The 16366-nt window shown below is 44.6% G+C and carries 20 protein-coding genes; all 20 read left to right on the plus strand.

What is annotated here, in order from left to right; all coding sequences use genetic code 11:
* The first annotated feature begins 23 nt into the window (after positions 1-23).
* The 20 genes from PV763_RS02530 to rpsA all read left to right on the plus strand — a co-directional run bounded on the left by PV763_RS02530 (position 24) and on the right by rpsA (position 16261).
* Positions 24-662, plus strand: coding sequence for a MotA/TolQ/ExbB proton channel family protein (locus PV763_RS02530; protein WP_314136444.1), 639 nt, complete (start codon positions 24-26; stop codon positions 660-662).
* 10 nt (positions 663-672) lie between these two features.
* Positions 673-1095 (plus strand): ExbD/TolR family protein, encoded by a 423-nt coding sequence (locus PV763_RS02535; RefSeq protein WP_004278885.1) that lies wholly within the window; start codon positions 673-675, stop codon positions 1093-1095.
* The gene (gene msbA, locus PV763_RS02540) at positions 1095-2822 is read left to right on the plus strand and encodes a lipid A export permease/ATP-binding protein MsbA (RefSeq protein WP_216986163.1); all 1728 of its coding nucleotides are present in this window, start codon (positions 1095-1097) and stop codon (positions 2820-2822) included. Before PV763_RS02535 ends, msbA begins: the two co-directional genes overlap by 1 nt.
* Before the next feature lie 3 nt (positions 2823-2825).
* Positions 2826-3830: a tetraacyldisaccharide 4'-kinase gene (gene lpxK, locus PV763_RS02545; protein WP_253111992.1), complete on the plus strand. Its 1005-nt coding sequence runs from the start codon at positions 2826-2828 to the stop codon at positions 3828-3830.
* Between the two features lie 12 nt (positions 3831-3842).
* Positions 3843-4604, plus strand: coding sequence for a 3-deoxy-manno-octulosonate cytidylyltransferase (gene kdsB, locus PV763_RS02550; protein WP_314136439.1), 762 nt, complete (start codon positions 3843-3845; stop codon positions 4602-4604).
* A gap of 14 nt (positions 4605-4618) precedes the next feature.
* The gene (locus PV763_RS02555) at positions 4619-5599 is read left to right on the plus strand and encodes a DNA polymerase III subunit delta' C-terminal domain-containing protein (protein ID WP_314136437.1); all 981 of its coding nucleotides are present in this window, start codon (positions 4619-4621) and stop codon (positions 5597-5599) included.
* 15 nt (positions 5600-5614) lie between these two features.
* Positions 5615-5956: a PilZ domain-containing protein gene (locus PV763_RS02560; RefSeq protein ID WP_004645468.1), complete on the plus strand. Its 342-nt coding sequence runs from the start codon at positions 5615-5617 to the stop codon at positions 5954-5956.
* A 27-nt stretch (positions 5957-5983) separates the two neighbouring features.
* Positions 5984-6757: a TatD family hydrolase gene (locus PV763_RS02565; RefSeq protein ID WP_005106566.1), complete on the plus strand. Its 774-nt coding sequence runs from the start codon at positions 5984-5986 to the stop codon at positions 6755-6757.
* A 41-nt stretch (positions 6758-6798) separates the two neighbouring features.
* Positions 6799-7413 carry a TetR/AcrR family transcriptional regulator gene (locus tag PV763_RS02570; protein ID WP_004278873.1) on the plus strand — a complete coding sequence of 205 codons (615 nt, stop codon included), beginning with the start codon at positions 6799-6801 and terminating at the stop codon, positions 7411-7413.
* Between the two features lie 9 nt (positions 7414-7422).
* Complete coding sequence (locus PV763_RS02575; protein WP_216986160.1) at positions 7423-7974, plus strand: type II secretion system protein; 552 nt, start codon at positions 7423-7425, stop codon at positions 7972-7974.
* Positions 7964-8515 carry a type II secretion system minor pseudopilin GspI gene (gspI, locus tag PV763_RS02580; protein WP_373687389.1) on the plus strand — a complete coding sequence of 184 codons (552 nt, stop codon included), beginning with the start codon at positions 7964-7966 and terminating at the stop codon, positions 8513-8515. The genes PV763_RS02575 and gspI overlap by 11 nt, the downstream gene beginning before the upstream one ends.
* Entirely contained in the window at positions 8512-9153 is a 642-nt protein-coding gene (gspJ, locus tag PV763_RS02585) for a type II secretion system minor pseudopilin GspJ (RefSeq protein ID WP_216986159.1), read from the plus strand. The genes gspI and gspJ overlap by 4 nt, the downstream gene beginning before the upstream one ends.
* A gap of 6 nt (positions 9154-9159) precedes the next feature.
* On the plus strand, positions 9160-10131 hold the full coding sequence (gene gspK / locus PV763_RS02590; protein WP_216986158.1) for a type II secretion system minor pseudopilin GspK: 972 nt from the start codon (positions 9160-9162) through the stop codon (positions 10129-10131).
* Positions 10132-10283: 152 nt separating this feature from the next.
* Entirely contained in the window at positions 10284-10880 is a 597-nt protein-coding gene (locus PV763_RS02595; RefSeq protein ID WP_044109536.1) for a 6-pyruvoyl trahydropterin synthase family protein, read from the plus strand.
* Positions 10881-10926: 46 nt separating this feature from the next.
* Positions 10927-11640, plus strand: coding sequence for a uracil-DNA glycosylase (gene ung, locus PV763_RS02600; RefSeq protein WP_004731474.1), 714 nt, complete (start codon positions 10927-10929; stop codon positions 11638-11640).
* Positions 11637-12758, plus strand: coding sequence for an enoyl-CoA hydratase/isomerase family protein (locus PV763_RS02605; protein WP_216986157.1), 1122 nt, complete (start codon positions 11637-11639; stop codon positions 12756-12758). Before ung ends, PV763_RS02605 begins: the two co-directional genes overlap by 4 nt.
* A gap of 7 nt (positions 12759-12765) precedes the next feature.
* A complete protein-coding gene (tadA, locus tag PV763_RS02610) occupies positions 12766-13281 on the plus strand; it encodes a tRNA adenosine(34) deaminase TadA (RefSeq protein ID WP_114541085.1) in 516 nt (171 codons plus the stop codon).
* Between the two features lie 60 nt (positions 13282-13341).
* On the plus strand, positions 13342-13773 hold the full coding sequence (locus tag PV763_RS02615; protein WP_216986156.1) for an SRPBCC family protein: 432 nt from the start codon (positions 13342-13344) through the stop codon (positions 13771-13773).
* 17 nt (positions 13774-13790) lie between these two features.
* Positions 13791-14474 carry a (d)CMP kinase gene (gene cmk, locus PV763_RS02620; protein ID WP_216986155.1) on the plus strand — a complete coding sequence of 228 codons (684 nt, stop codon included), beginning with the start codon at positions 13791-13793 and terminating at the stop codon, positions 14472-14474.
* Between the two features lie 110 nt (positions 14475-14584).
* Positions 14585-16261 (plus strand): 30S ribosomal protein S1, encoded by a 1677-nt coding sequence (gene rpsA, locus PV763_RS02625; protein ID WP_004278854.1) that lies wholly within the window; start codon positions 14585-14587, stop codon positions 16259-16261.
* Positions 16262-16366 lie beyond the last annotated feature (105 nt).

Below are 16366 nucleotides of genomic sequence, written 5' to 3' on the forward strand. Positions count from 1 at the left end.
TTTTTTATTGGGGAATAAATTAGATGTGGGAATTGGTTAAAGCAGGTGGTTGGCTCATGCTGCCCCTGGTCTTGTGTTCTATCTTTATGCTGGCGATTTCGATCGAGCGCCTGATCCGCCTGAAAAAGAACGTAGTACTTCCGTCGATCCTGTTGATGGGGCCTTCGCAAAATACAGCACAAGTCATACAAAAAATGAATCAAAGTGCGGCCTTAAAGCAAAGCACTTTGGGCCGGGTATTGGCTGCGGGCTATACTAGTAAGCCGCAGGGTGAGCAGTATGCTCGCGCGCAGATGGAAGTGGTGGCGTCACAGGAAATCGGTTATCTGGAAAAAAATATTAATTTTCTGGGCACGTTGAGTGCAGTTGCGCCTTTACTCGGTTTGTTGGGGACCGTACTTGGGATTATTGAGTCTTTCCTGATGATCGATGTGGGAACTGGAAGTGATCCGGTCTTGATGATGCCCGGTATTTCCAAGGCTTTAATTACCACGGCAGCCGGTATGCTGATTGCAATTCCTGCACTGTTTGCGCACCGTTATTTTCAGCGTCTTGTTCAGGAATATGTGGCTGAACTTGAGCAGCAAGCGACTTTGTTTCATGCGGATCTTTTTTATCGTAATCATGCAGACATAGATCAAGACATGCAAAAAGCCAGCTAGGAGGCGGATGATGAAATTCAAACGCAACCAGGTGGAAGATGTACATATTAATCTGACACCGATGATTGATTGTCTGCTGTTTATTCTGGTCTTTTTGCTGTTATCGACGACTTTTAGCCAAATGAGCCGAATGAATCTGACCTTGCCTGATGCGCAGGGTGTACCGCCTAAAAGCTATGATCAAAAAGTCGAAGTGATTGTGGATGCCAATGGTCATTACGCAGTCAATGGTCAATCCTTGGCCAGTAAGGAAGTCGCGGATTTAAATACTGCAATTAAACAGATTTCTAATGAACGCCGTGATTTAATGTTTGTCATTGCAGCTGACGCAAAAGCCAGCCATCAGGACGTGATTCGTGTCATGGACGTGGCCGGTCAGCTCGGATTTGTAAATATTAATATCAGTACCAAAGTACCCACCCGAGGTTATTAGTGAAGCACGATTTTAAGGTCTATCTTCGCCTTTTAAGTTATTTAAAACCGTTTTGGGGCATTGCATTGCTTGTCCTGTTGGGTTTTTCTATTAATGCGGCTACGGAAGTTTCTGTCGCTAAATTACTGGAATATATTATTGAGGCGATTCAAAATAAAGACCAGAGTTTCACATCACTTTTCCCGTTTTTAGTGGTCATACTCATGTTCTTCCGGGGCTTGGGTTTGTTCATGGGTGGATATTTTACTGCGGTAATTTCCCGGAATCTGGTATTCAATATCCGTCAGGAAGTTTTTGCAAAATTGCTGCGTTTACCTTCCCAGTATTATCTGGACAATACCAGCGGGCATATTACTGCCAAAATCATGTATAACGTTGAACAGCTAACCGCTGCTTCAACTGAAGCCCTAAGAACCTTGTTGCAACAAGGTTTGATCACCCTGGCATTATTAGGCTACCTGTTGTATACCAACTGGCGTCTGACCATGTGTATCCTGATTTTTGCACCCGTCATAGGTTTTATTATCAGTAAAGCTGCAAGACGGATGCGTAAATTATCGCAACAAGTACAAGACACCATGGGTGATGTGAACCATGTAGTGCAGGAAACGGTGAATGCCAACCTGATCGTCAAGGGTTTTGGCGGGCAAAGTTCTGAGCAGGAACGCTTTAAACAGAACTCGCTTGAAAACTTGCGTCGTGGCTTGAAAATGGTCGCTGTGCAACAGTTGAATAGTCCTGTCGTTCAGTTGATCATGTCCATTTCACTGAGTATCGTGATGTTTATTGCCTTGCGCCCACAAATCTTGGGTGACACCTCTGCCGGTGAATTTGTTGCTTATATTACTGCGGCGGGTATGCTGGCAAGACCAATCAAAGCCTTGACGGATATCAATGAAAAGATTCAACGGGGTATGGCCGCAGCACATTCAGTATTTGAATTGCTGGATATGCCTGAGGAAAAAAATACCGGGACGTTGACTGATAGCCTAAAAGGCGATATCGAGTTTAAAGATGTTAACTTGATTTATGATGATGGCCATCATGCTATTCATGACTTTAATTTGCAGGTCAAGGCCGGTGAAACAGTAGCGCTGGTAGGACGTTCTGGTGCAGGAAAAAGTTCTCTGGTGAATCTGCTGGTGCGTTATCAGGATGCAACTTCTGGGCAGATCTTGCTGGATCAGAAACCGATTGAAGATTTTGAAATTACCGCCTTGCGAACCCAAATTGCCATGGTGAACCAGCAAGTAGTACTGTTTAACCGAACTGTGCGGGAAAATATTGCTTATGGTCAGCTTGAAGGTGCCTCCGATGAAGATATTATCGCGGCAGCAAAAGCAGCCTATGCACATGATTTTATTATGGCATTGCCGCAAGGTTATGATACTCAGCTGGGTGCCCAGGGTTTAAACCTGTCTGGTGGCCAGCGTCAGCGCATCGCCATCGCACGCGCAATTTTGAAAAATGCCTCTATCTTGATTCTGGATGAAGCAACCAGTGCGCTGGATAACGAGTCGGAATACTTTATTCAGCGTGCCTTTGATAAAGCCATGCAGGACCGTACCACCATCGTAATTGCACATCGTCTATCGACGATTGAAAATGCGGATCGTATTGTGGTCATGGATCAGGGCCGTATTGTTGAACAGGGTAGTCATGCAGAACTGATTGCGCTACATGGTGCTTATTATCAGTTGCATCAGCGTAACTTTGAGGAACAGTAACTTATGGCACTGGCACAAATCATTCAGGATGCTTGGAATGCACAGGCAAAGTGGCTGGTGGTGCTGCGTCCTTTGTCATGGTTGTATCGCCTGGGTTTTGTCAGCAATCACTGGCTTTATCAAAAAGGCATTAAAAAAAGTTATAGTGCGCCGATACCCGTTATGGTGATTGGCAATATCACGGTCGGTGGTAGCGGTAAAACACCTTTGCTGATTCATCTGGTGGATTATTTAACCGAGAAAAATGTTCGTGTAGGCGTGATCAGTCGAGGCTATGGCGGCCAAGGTCCATTTCCGGCCTATGTCGACTTTAATACCTTGCCGGAGATTGTCGGAGATGAGCCTGCCTTGATTGTGCAGGCAACAGGCGTGCCGATGGCAGTTGGCCCCAACCGGCAGAAAAGTATCGAGCTATTGCTGCACAGACATGAGCTGGATCTGATTATCTGTGATGATGGATTACAGCACTGGGCCTTGAACCGCCAGATTGAGTGGATTGTGCTGGATAATAATCGCGGTCTGGGTAATCAGAAACTGCTTCCAGAAGGTTATCTACGTGAACCAGTGACCCGTTTGAAAACGGGAACCGTAATTGAGCATGCAGCCCATCCAGGTTCTGAACTGAATATGCATCTGGCTGCATCACAGCCTTATTTGCTCAATCAGGACGGCACTAAAATCTTTAATCCTCAAGCGGCTTTTTATGCGGTAGTCGGCATTGGCTTTCCACAGCGGTTTTATCAGACCTTGCAAAATTTAGGCATAGAACAATTTCAGTGTCATGAGTTTCCAGACCATCATGACTATGACATTGAAGATTTACAGTTCGATGATAACAATCCGATTATTACCACTGAAAAAGACGCAATAAAAATTATGGCGCTACTTAAACAATATCCAGATTTTAAACAGGATATCTGGGTGGTGCCAGTCGATGCAGTCCTATCGCCAGCCTGCTATACAGTCTTGCAGCAACAGTTACAACAATACGGTATTCAAATTTCTTAAGGCTCATTCATTATGAAACACATTGTTATTCCTGCACGTTTCGCCAGTTCACGTTTGCCGGGTAAACCTTTGCTGGAAATTCATGGTCGTCCCATGATTCTGCGGGTAGTGGACCAAGCCAAAAAAGTGCAAGGTTTTGACGATCTGTGTGTGGCAACTGATGATGAGCGTATTGCAGCCGTTTGCCGTGCTGAAGGCATTGATGTGGTGATTACCTCAGCGGATCATCCTTCAGGCACAGACCGCTTGAGTGAAGTGGCTCGAACTAAAGGCTGGGCCAGTGATGACATCATTGTCAATGTACAGGGGGATGAACCTTTACTGCCGGCGCAACTGGTAAAACAGGTTGCTCAACTCTTGGAAGATCAGCCTGAATCTTCCATGTCGACGCTATGTGAGCCGATCCATCAACTGGATGAATTCAAACGCGACAGCATTGTAAAAGTCGTAATGTCAAAACAGCAGCAGGCACTGTATTTTAGCCGTGCTACCATTCCTTATGACCGTGATGGCGCGAAACTGGCTGAAGCAAAACTGCATAATCAGGCCTATCGTCATTTAGGTTTATATGCTTACCGTGTAAAACTGCTTCAAGAATATGTCACCTGGGAGATGGGGGTTCTGGAAAAACTGGAATCCCTAGAGCAATTGCGGGTATTGGAAAATGGTCACCGTATTGCGATTGCCGTGGCTGAAGCCAATTTGCCACCGGGTGTGGATACTCAAGAAGATCTGGATCGCCTGAATCAGATGGATCTTTCCCATTTTGCCTAAGAAGAGTCAAATACATGCCTTTTGATGTCAATGCACATATCTATCCATGGCAGCAACAGGTTTGGGAAACCCTGACCGGGCGCTTTCCCAAGCTTGGACATGGTTTATTGTTTTATGGAAAAAAAGGCTGTGGTAAAGAAGCGTTTACCCAACAGTTTCTGGCTTGGGTGTTATGCCTGAATCGTCAGCCTGCCGGGCCATGTGGTGAATGCAGTAGCTGTCAATGGTTAAAGGCAGACACCCATCCCAACTATGTGCATATCAGTACCGATGACGACAATAAAAAACAGAATGCCAAAATCAAGATCGAGAAGATTCGCGATCTGCTGCCTTTTGTGCAACAGACTGTAGATGGCTGGCGCGTGATTGTGATTGAGCCGGCAGAAGCCTTGAATATTGCCTCTGCCAATGCCTTACTCAAAACACTGGAAGAACCCGGTGATAATACGGTCATTATTTTACTGGCGAATCATTATTTAAAATTGCCCGCGACTATACGCAGTCGTTTGCAGCATTTTGCTTTGGACCGGATTTCCGCAGAACAATTTAGCGATTATGTCCAGAATCAGCTCCCAGATGCAGGTGCTAGCCAACAACAGTTATTGATGAACCTGTCCAATCAGATGCCGTTACAGGCACTAGAGGTTGCACAAAGTGCCTGGCTGCCACTACGTCAGGAATTCCTGCAAGACTGGCAAAAACTGGTCATGCAAAAAAATATGCCGATGGCAATTGCGACCAAATGGAATAAAAACCTGAATTTTGGTGAATTTGCTCAAATATTTGAATACTTGTTGTCCGATTTAATTTGTGTCAAGCTAAATCAGACGGTGAAAAACATTGACCTTGAATTCAATGTACTTGCCGAACAATATTCATTAGAAGCACTTTTTAAAATTTATGAGGATTTTCAGCAAGCCAAGCAATACCTCGAACAGAATGTCCAAAGCAATCTGGTCATCGATGAATTGTTTATCAGGCTGATGAATCTTTAATTAAGGGGAAATCACATGCAACCACGTATGGGCGGTATTATTCAGGCTACTATTCCTGACATCGAAACACTGTTTGCCAGCTATATGCCTTATGTTGTGGGTGGTGGGCTTTTTATTCCTTCCAAGCAACCGGTCAAATTGGGCGAAGAGGTTTTTGTATTGACGACTTTGCCTGACCAGACCCAGAAAATTCCTTTAACCGGTAAAGTCATCTGGGTCTCGCAAAAGCAGAATGGCATCAAGCCACAAGGCTTTGGCATCCAGTTAAGCGGTGAAAAAGGCGTTTATTTTAAAAATGAAGCAGATCGTCTGGTTGCAGGTCTTAAATCTGAAGGACGTAAAAGTTACACTATGTAGTTAATTTACCCTTGGTAGGAACGCATCGTGTTTGTAGATACTCATTGTCATTTAACCCTGCTTGATTTGACACCATATCATGGTGATCTGGATCAGGCATTGGCTCAGGCTCGTGAAGCCGGTGTTTCCAAATTCATGAGTATCTCGGTCGATCTGGATGATCATATCGAGCTGGCCAAAATTGCCGCGCGTCATGCAGATGTCGGATATACCGTTGGCGTACATCCTTGCGAAGATGCTGCAACCATGGCGCGTGCCACGACTGAATATCTGGTCGAACTGGCGCAACCGGAGAAAGTCTGGGCACTCGGTGAAACAGGTCTGGACTACTATCACAGTACCGATTTTATTGCAGAGCAAAAAGCCTGTTTCGCCCGGCATATCCATGCGTCACAAATCACCAAAAAACCTGTAGTCGTTCATACCCGTTCCGCCAAGCATGATACCGTCGATATTATTCGCGCGGAAAAATCTACGCATGGCATCCTGCACTGTTTTACCGAGGACTGGGAAACCGCTAAAGCAGTACTGGATTGCGGCTATTATGTGTCATTTTCCGGAATTGTTTCATTTAAAAATGCGCAGGATCTGCGTGATGTCGCCAAACAGGTTCCGCTGGATCGTGTGCTGATTGAAACCGATAGTCCTTATCTTGCGCCAATGCCGTATCGTGGCAAATCTAATGAGCCTAAATACGTTCCTTATGTAGCCAAAGCGCTTTGCGATGTATATGATAAGTCGCTAGAAGAAATGGCTTTTATCACAAAGCAGAACTTTGAAAATCTTCTGAATTTAAAGTAAATAAAGTTATATAAAGTACAAAGAGAGTTTATAGGGTGAAGATGGATCGTCAGGCTCAGTTTCGAGCAAGAGAAACCTTGATTTTTCAAGTTGCAGAACAGCTCCTGTTGGAAAATGGTGAAGCAGGAATGACGCTAGATGCGCTGGCTGCCGAGCTTGATCTGGCCAAAGGGACACTTTATAAACATTTTCAGAGTAAAGATGAGCTGTACATGCTGCTGATTATCCGTAATGAGCGCATGTTGCTGGAAATGATTCAGGATAGCGATAAAGCCTTTCCTGAACATCTGGCCTTCTTTATGCTGCATCATTTACATCATCCGGAACGAACCGTGCTGTTTCATCAGATTGAAGAACGCCTGTCGACGACTGGGGTTGGAATCCAGCACCTGTTTAGCGAACTTTATCAGGTGCGTAAACAGCGTTTACGCCTGATTATCCGTATGACAGAAACTTATCTGGCATCGATCAACAGCCGCATGTCGGTACGCGATTATCTAGCGTCGATCTGGTCGCTGACCCATGGTGCAGCCGCAATTCTCAATTCCAGTTTCTATCAGCGTTACTTGGGTTCACGCGATACCTTGCGTGTGGCCTATATCGATCAGGCGCTGGCTTTGCCCAAGCAGGTGCATTCTGCCGACCAGTTTGTCTAAGGTTGTCCTATGATCAGATCACCTCACAGTGCAGTTCGTGGCTTTACCTTAATCGAATTGATGGTGGTGATTGTGATTATGGGGATTATGGCTTCACTAGTGCTACTCAATACCAGTGGTGTCGATCAGCGCAAAGCAATGCAGGCACGGGAAATTTTATTAGTAGACTTGCAACGGGTGCTACGCGAGGCCAATGACCAGTCTAGAATACTCGCGCTTGACGTTCAGCCAGCAACAGATGTCACGCCATTTCGTTATGGAATTATAGAATATCGTTCAGCAGCGCAGACTGAACAGAACCTGCAAAATGAGAAATGGCAAAGTTATGCAGATTTTAAATTGCGCAGTTTGCCTGATCATGTTTCCTTTCAGATTCAGGCACTGGAACAGCAGCGTTACGCCAAGGCACAAAACCGTGATCTGACTCAGGCAAATTCACCTCAATTGATCTGGCTCGGCAATGGTGAAGTCAAACCGGTGCGGATTCAGTTCTTTTTAGAAGACCGTGAAGTGGGTGCTGCGATTGAGATTGATCATTTGGGTAAAATCAATGAAATCTAGATATTTCAAGCAGAGCGCTGGGTCTGGTGTAATCAAGTTGTTTAAGGCGAGTGTTCATGGATTTGATCATGTGTGCTGCAAGCATAGGACTTCGTCTTGCGCTGCTATCGGACTTTCTTGCGCGACAATGTCGCTCAGGTCGAGTGTTACTCGACTTAATCGTGCCTCAGGTTTTACTTTGTTGGAAGTTATGGTGGCCTTGGCAATTTTTGCGACCGCAGCCATGACCCTGACCAAAGTCGCAATGCAATATACCCAGTCGACCTCGAATGCTATTCTACGTACCAAAGCACAGTTTGTTGCTTTAAATGAAGTGGCACAAATGGAAATCAATCAGGAATGGATGGAGGGTACGGCTTCTAAACAGCTGACCCAGCAAGGTGAAACTTGGCAGATTGACAAGCGCAGCGAACCGACGGTCAGTCCCAATGTGCAGCGAATCGAATTGCAGGTGAGTCTGGTTAATCAGGACAGTGGTCAGGTTGAGTCTGGCATCAGTAACCTGATGTTCTTTAATCATCGCATGAACAATACTCCATGAAGCCTAAAGGATTTACCCTGGTTGAATTAATGGTCGCAATTGCGATCTTTGCGGTGCTGTCTGCTTTGGGTTGGAAAGTTTTTGATTATATTGTCAAAACCAAAGATCAGAATGTGATTCATGAGCAGCGTTTAGGTCAGCTACAGCAAACCTATCAGCAGATTCTGCGAGATACCGTACAGGCAGTGCCCTTAACGGCCAATATCAATGGGGATATTCAACCGGCTCTGGTGCTGCAGAACGGACGCTTTAATTTCAGTAAAACTGGGGTAACTGACCCTTTGGAAGAAGGAATTTCCCCAGATGAACGCATTGAATATCAGTATCGAGCCGATGAGCAGAAACTTTATCGCTTGAAATACCGGAATCTGAATCAGACCGGTCAAGATCAGCCCGAATCCAGTGTTTTATTGTCGGAAGTCGAACAATTCCAGATCGTCGTACTTAATCCGAATGAACTCACGCAATGGCCGGATACTTCTGCTGATCTGAATCAGTTAGAGCATAAACAGCGTTTGCCTAAAGGGATTAAAATCAATTTAACTGTGAATGGCGTCAGTTATGAATGGATGTTTAGTTTATTAAATACTGACTTTTTGCTTGATACTCAGAACACCGTTCAACCCAGCTCAGAATAATAAGAAATGAAAATGAAGAAAGCGATCATGATCAAGCAGCAGCAGGGCATTGCACTGATTACCATTCTGGTGATGGTAGCGCTAGCGACTATTTTGGCTGCCACGATTGCCCAACGTCAGGCTGCAACTGCTGAAAGCACTGCTTATTTGATGCGACAAAACCAGTCCCTTATGTATGCCAAAAGTGCCGAGGCCTTTTTTTCTGAATTGCTGGTCGATGATGCTGAAAATGCCGCAGAGGTCGACCATCTGCAGGAAACCTGGGCGCAGCCCATGCCAGCTTTTCCGGTAGATGACGGTTATGTCTCCGGAATAATACAGGATGAATCAGGCAAGTTTAATTTAAATAGCCTGATTACTGCCGAAGGCGCAGTCAATGAAAATGCCAAAGCATGGTTCGAGCTGATTCTAAAACGTGCCAGTTTGCCGGAACAGCTCAGTGAAGCAGTCATTGACTGGCAGGATGCAGACGAGCTGGTCAGTGGGGGCATGGGCGCCGAATCTAACTATTATCAGAGCTTGCCCAATGCTGCTTTGCCACCGAATGCAAAATTTCACAGCGTAGAAGAATTAAAGCTGGTACGCGGTTTTGAAGAGAATAAATATAAGCTGATAGCACCTTATCTGAGTACTGCACCGGTGCAGGAGAGCCTGGTCAATATTAATACCGCTTCAGCTTTTCTTTTGGCTAGTATGGATGAAAAGCTGGATGTGAATGCAGTGCAGCAATTGCTGGATCAGCGTCAGGCCAATTTGGAGCACTTTTCCAATGTGACTGATCTGTGGTCACTGGAGCCTTTCGCTCAGGTCGATGCGGACAGGCGTAATTTGTTTAACAGTCTGCTTGGGGTGCAATCCAATTATTTTAAAGCCCGAATCGAAGTGGTTTTAAGTGAGCGTAAGCGCCAGTTTAGCAGCGATCTGGTTCGTCAGGACAAACAGGTTTATGTCGCTTACCGTAGCATGGCGCCATTTTAATTTTAGCTCATGAGTTGTACAGGCTGGATAAGCGCAAATGCCGGGCTGATGCCTTTTTCCTATCATGCTAAACAGCAAAATTAATCCTCAAAGCTTTACTTTTGCTTTATAATCAAAATTAATTCACCTATTTTTTGACGACATTACGGCATATGTTAATTCGTAAGTTATTTAAGTTTGAGAATGCTCATATTGTGCGTAACTGCACGTCAGATCGCTGTAAGCGTTCGATCCATGGCCATAGTTATAAAGTCGAGTTATTGCTAAAAGCCTCGAAGCTAGATCATGGTCAAATGGTCTATGACTTTGGTCTGCTTAAAGGTGTGATTAAGGATTTCTTTGATTCTTTCGATCATGCCATCTGCTTTTGGAAAAATGACGATCCGGAATATATTCAGGCCTGCAAGAATTTCAGTGCGCGCTGGGTGTCTTTGCCGGTATCGCCATCAGCAGAACAGTTTTCACGTATTTTCTTCTTTCTGGCACAGCAGGTGCTGGCATCGACCGTGACTCAAAATGGTGAAGGCGATGTCGAAGTCTATTCTGTGATTGTGCATGAAACCGACACCGGCTATGCACAAAGCTTTTTAGAAGATATTCAAAATGAACAAATGGGCATCCTTAGTCTGGAGCAACTTGAGTTCTCTGAACAAGTGCAGGCTGAATGGACAGATCCGGACATGTTTGCCAAGCTCAAACAGGGCACACCATTTCATAACCCTACAGTAGATTTACAGGTACAGATTTAAAGTCTGCGTGACTTTAAATCCATTGACATAGATTTAGGATTGAAGAATGTCTTTAAATGAACAGCAACTGGCCAAGCTGAATAAAGTTCAGCTGGATGAAAGCTGGAAATATGGATTGAGTGAATTTTTGCTCAGTCCGAAAATGGATGAATTAAAAGCATTTCTCGTTGAAGAAAAAAAAGCAGATAAAATCATTTATCCTCCCAATCATCTGATTTTTAATGCGTTAAATACCACGCCGCTAGATCGGGTAAAAGTGGTAATTTTAGGGCAAGATCCTTATCATGGCCCAAATCAGGCGCATGGATTAAGCTTTTCCGTGCAAAAGGGGGTTGCATTACCACCATCTTTGCGTAATATTTTTCATGAGTTACATGCTGATCTCGGGGTTGAAAGACCGAAGCATGGTGACTTGACACATTGGGCAGAGCAGGGTGTGCTTCTGTTAAATGCAGTACTGACCGTAGAAGCAGGTCAGCCGACTTCGCATCAAAAGCGCGGTTGGGAAGAATTTACCGATCACGTCATTGATGTATTAAATGAACAGCGTGAACATATTGTCTTTATTCTTTGGGGCGCATACGCACAGCGTAAAGGACAGCGCATTAATCAAGACAAGCATCTCGTGTTAAAGGCAGCACATCCATCGCCTTTGGCAGCAAACCGTGGTGGTTTTTTTGGTTGTAAAGTATTTTCAAAATCGAATAACTACCTCAAACAACATGGCATTGAGCCTATAGATTGGCAGCTGGACGCATGAAATATTCTCCCCTTACTAAACATTATCATCCGGATTTGATTGTTGAAGAAGCGCACAATGGTTGGCGTATCGTTCGTTTAAATCGCCCGAAATCTTTGCATGCTCTCGATGAATCGATTGCTTCCGCACTTCTGGAAGTATTTCAGGACTTTCATCATGATGATAGCGTCAAAGCCATCTGGCTGGATTCAACCACACCGAAAGCGTTCTGTGCGGGTGGGGATGTGCGTAAGCTGCGTCAGTTAGTGATTAATGATGAAGTCGCGGCTGCCAATAAATTCTTTGAACAAGAATATGCACTCGATCTGTTACTGCATAATTATGCCAAACCCGTTTTAGTCTGGGGTGAAGGTTATGTGATGGGTGGTGGCTTGGGCTTGTTTATGGCGGCGCCTTTCCGTTTAGTGACGCCATATTCACGTTTGGCAATGCCTGAAATCAATATCGGTTTGTATCCAGACGTGGGTGCAACCCGCTTCTTAGCAGATCGTGGTGCGATTGGTCTATTTACTGGCTTGACCGGTTCGATCATGACCGCTGCGGGCGCTTATGGGATTGGCTGGGCAACGCATATTTGTGATGCACAGCGTGATTCAGTTTTGGATAAAGTGATTAATATCGACTGGGAGCATTATCCTGCAGGTGACTTTCGTGCCATTGATGATACCCTGAATAGTATGCACCGTCCGGTCGGCCCGGGACCGTTGCAAAACTCCTTGGATGTGATTCATAGTGTTTGCCGTGGTATCAACTTTGAGCATGATTATGAGTCGATTATTGGCCTGAGTGATGCGCGTAGTGACTGGTTGCGTCAGGCCAGTGAAAACCTGAAAAAAGGTTCGCCAACTACTGCAGCCTTGACCTGGCTATTGTGGCAATGGGGTAAGCAGATACATTCCTGGAATGAAGTTTTCGAACTGGAAGTTCAGATCTCAGACTGGAAAATCCGTCATCATGACTTTGTCGAAGGTGTGCGCGCACGTCTGGTGGATAAAGACCTTTCTCCTGCATGGAAAAAGGGTGCAGATATGAGCTTAAAAGGTATTTTGTCTGCAAACCCTCCGGTGACCAATATTGAAAGCTGGAATGCCTTGCTAAAACAGTATGGTGTGATTTAAGTTTTACATGTCCGAAACACAATTGAGCGATGAATACTGGATGCAGCTTGCCTATGCGCAGGCTGCACTTGCTGCCGCACAGGGCGAAATTCCGGTGGGTGCGATTATTGTTAGTCAGAATCAGATCATTGGTCAGGGCTTTAATGCGCCGATTTCTTTAAATGATCCGACCGCGCATGCCGAGATTGTGGCGCTGCGTGATGCCTGTCAAAATATCCAGAATTATCGTTTACCTGATGATGCAGTGCTTTATGTGACTTTAGAGCCGTGCACCATGTGTGTTGGTGCGCTGGTGCATTCACGGGTTTCACGGGTAGTATTTGGCGCATTTGAAGCGAAAGCAGGTTCACTGGTGAGTGCGCGTCAACTGTTTGAAACCGGTTATTATAATCACGTATTTTCTTTCCAGGCAGGCTGCATGCAGCAGCAATGCTCTGAACAGCTCAGTGCATTTTTTAAGTTGCGTCGCGAGCAGAAACGACAATTCAAGTTACAAGAAAAGTTATTAAATACGCAGAAGTAAATTTACTTTATCCGCTAAAATTTTCCCACTTTCAAATATCTGCAATCTTCAGGAACAATAATGAACAGCATCCAAGTAAAAAAAGAATTCCCAGCAGCCCTTGATGATGTCTTCAATTTGATGTCCAAGCATGCCACCTATAATATTGCCTTCGCACCGATGCAGGTCGAACGAATCAAGGATTCTGCGGATGCTGAATATCCTGATGGACTCGGTTCAGTACGTGCAATGGGTATGGGGCCAGTGAAGCCGCTGAAAGAACAAATTACCTTGTTCGAGCCAAATAATCGCATCGAATATCAGATTGTTAAAAATCCATTGATCAAGCATCATTTAGGCATTATTGAATTTGAAGCACTGGCTGATAACAAAACGTTAGTAACTTATACGATTGAATTGCAGGCACGTGCGCCTTTTGTGAGTAAATTAATCCTTGCACAGTTACAGGCAGCGATTAAACTAGGCCTGACAAAACTCGCAAAATCTGTTTAAACAACAACGGGAAAGCAATGACAGTTCAAATTATTACCATTGATGGTCCAAGTGGGTCTGGCAAGGGCACGTTAGCAGCGAAACTGGCTGCACATTATCAGTTTCACTTATTGGATTCTGGTGCTTTATACCGCCTTTTGGGTTTGTCATTGCATCACCATGATTTGCTGGATTCGCTAGACACGAAATTGCCAGAATGCGTACAAATCGCAACAAATTTAGATATTCAGTTTGTCAGTACCGACACTGGGGTGCAGGTATGGCTGGATGGTGAAGACGTGTCCCAAACCATTCGCACTGAACGAGTAGGAGAGTTTGCTTCAAAAGTTGCAACAATTCCTGAGCTTAGAACAGCGATGGTTTCACGTCAGCATGCCTTTGCACAGGCGCCTGGTCTGGTGGCAGATGGACGTGATATGGCAACAAGTATCTTCCCGCAGGCCCAGGCAAAAATATATTTGACGGCCTCGGCTGAATCACGCGCGCAAAGACGTGTAAAGCAGTTGCAGGGCATGGGACTGGATGTTAAAATAAGCGACATTTTAGCTAATATCATCGCTCGCGATAAACGAGATACGGAACGCGCCGTCGCTCCACTCAAGCCTGCGGATGATGCTTACATTATTGATAGTTCAGATTTGAATATCGATGAAGTATTCCAGCTGATGACCACTTATGTGGATCAGCAGTTAGCAAATTAACCCAATTTTATCAGCAAACGCATAGCTTGATCAGTTTTATATGGACTATGTAGATGCTTAATTAAACCGGCCTTGTCTGATCCAAGACCGCTGACTTTATCGGAAATATCATGACCGAATCTTTTGCAGCCCTCTTTGAAGCAAGCGAATTAAACCTCAACGTTGAAAAGGGTGCAGTTATCCAGGGCGTTGTAGTAAGCATTGACTCTGATTGGGTAACTGTTGACACTGGCCTTAAATCTGAAGGCGTTGTTGACCGTGCTGAATTCTTAAATGAACAGCGCGAACTTGAAGTTCAAGTTGGCGATACTGTAGACGTAGTTGTTGAAGCACTTGACAACGGTATGGGTCAAACAGTTCTTTCTCGCGAAAAAGCTAAACGCGCAGAAACTTGGACTAAACTTGAAAAAATCTTTGAAGACGGCGAAATCGTTACTGGTGTTATCTCTGGTAAAGTTAAAGGTGGTTTCACTGTTGACATCGGTCCAGTACGTGCGTTCCTTCCAGGTTCTTTAGTTGATACTCGTCCTATTCGTGATACTACTCACCTAGAAGGCAAAGAGTTAGAATTCAAAGTAATCAAACTTGACGCTAAACGTAACAACGTTGTTGTTTCACGTCGTGCTGTTATGGAAGCTGAATCTTCAGCTGACCGTGAAGCTCTTCTTGCTCAGCTTGAAGAAGGTCAAACAGTTACTGGTACTATCAAAAATCTTACTGACTACGGCGCATTCGTTGACCTTGGCGGTATTGATGGTCTTCTTCACATCACTGACATGGCTTGGAAACGTATCAAGCACCCTTCAGAAGTTGTTGAAGTTGGTCAAGAAGTTACTGTTAAAGTACTTAAATTCGACCGCGAACGTAACCGTGTTTCTCTAGGTCTTAAACAACTTGGCGAAGATCCATGGTTAGCGATCATGAACCGTTACCCTAAAGGTTCAATCGTTAAAGCGCGCGTAACTAACCTGACTGACTATGGTTGTTTCGCTGAAATCGCTGAAGGCGTTGAAGGTTTAGTACACGTTTCAGAAATGGATCACACGAACAAAAACATCCACCCATCTAAAGTTGTTCAGATTGGTGACGAAGTTGATGTTATGGTTCTTGAAGTTGATGAAGAACGTCGTCGTATTTCTTTGGGTATCAAACAAACTCGTGCTAACCCATGGGAAGAGTTTGCTAAAGATCACGACAAAGGCGAAAAAGTTTCTGGTACGATCAAATCTATCACTGACTTCGGTATCTTCATCGGTTTACCAGGCGGTATCGACGGTCTAGTTCATTTGTCTGATATTTCTTGGAACGAACAAGGCGAAGAAGCGATTCGTCGTTACAAGAAAGGCGACACTGTTGAAGCGGTTATCCTTTCTGTAGACGCTGAAGGCAACCGTATCAGCCTTGGCATCAAGCAAATGAACAACGATCCGTTCAATGACTTCCTTGCTGCTAACGAACGCGGTGCGTTGGTTAAAGGTACTGTAACTGCAGTTGACGCTAAAGGCGCTACTGTTAAGTTAGCTGACGAAGTTGAAGCGACTTTGAAAGCATCTGAAATCAACCGCGATCGCGTTGAAGATGCAACTAAGTTCCTTGAAGTTGGTCAAGAGGTTGAAGCGAAGATCATCAACGTAGATCGTAAATCTCGCGCAATCAACTTGTCTATCAAAGCGAAAGACGAAGCTGAAGAGAAAGAAGCAGTTGCTAACTTGAAAACAGCTCCTGCTGGTCAAGACAATGGTCCTAAGACAATTGGTGACCTGATCAAAGCTCAAATGGGCAACTAAGTAAGCGTTTGAATTGTATTGTTAATGTAAGTTAACTAATACTTTTTATACAAATACTGTAAACGGTAGCGTAGTATTTAATTATTGCGCTACCGTTTTGTATTT

Source organism: Acinetobacter sp. AS5 (genome assembly GCF_048957595.1).
Taxonomy (GTDB): Bacteria; Pseudomonadota; Gammaproteobacteria; order Pseudomonadales; family Moraxellaceae; genus Acinetobacter.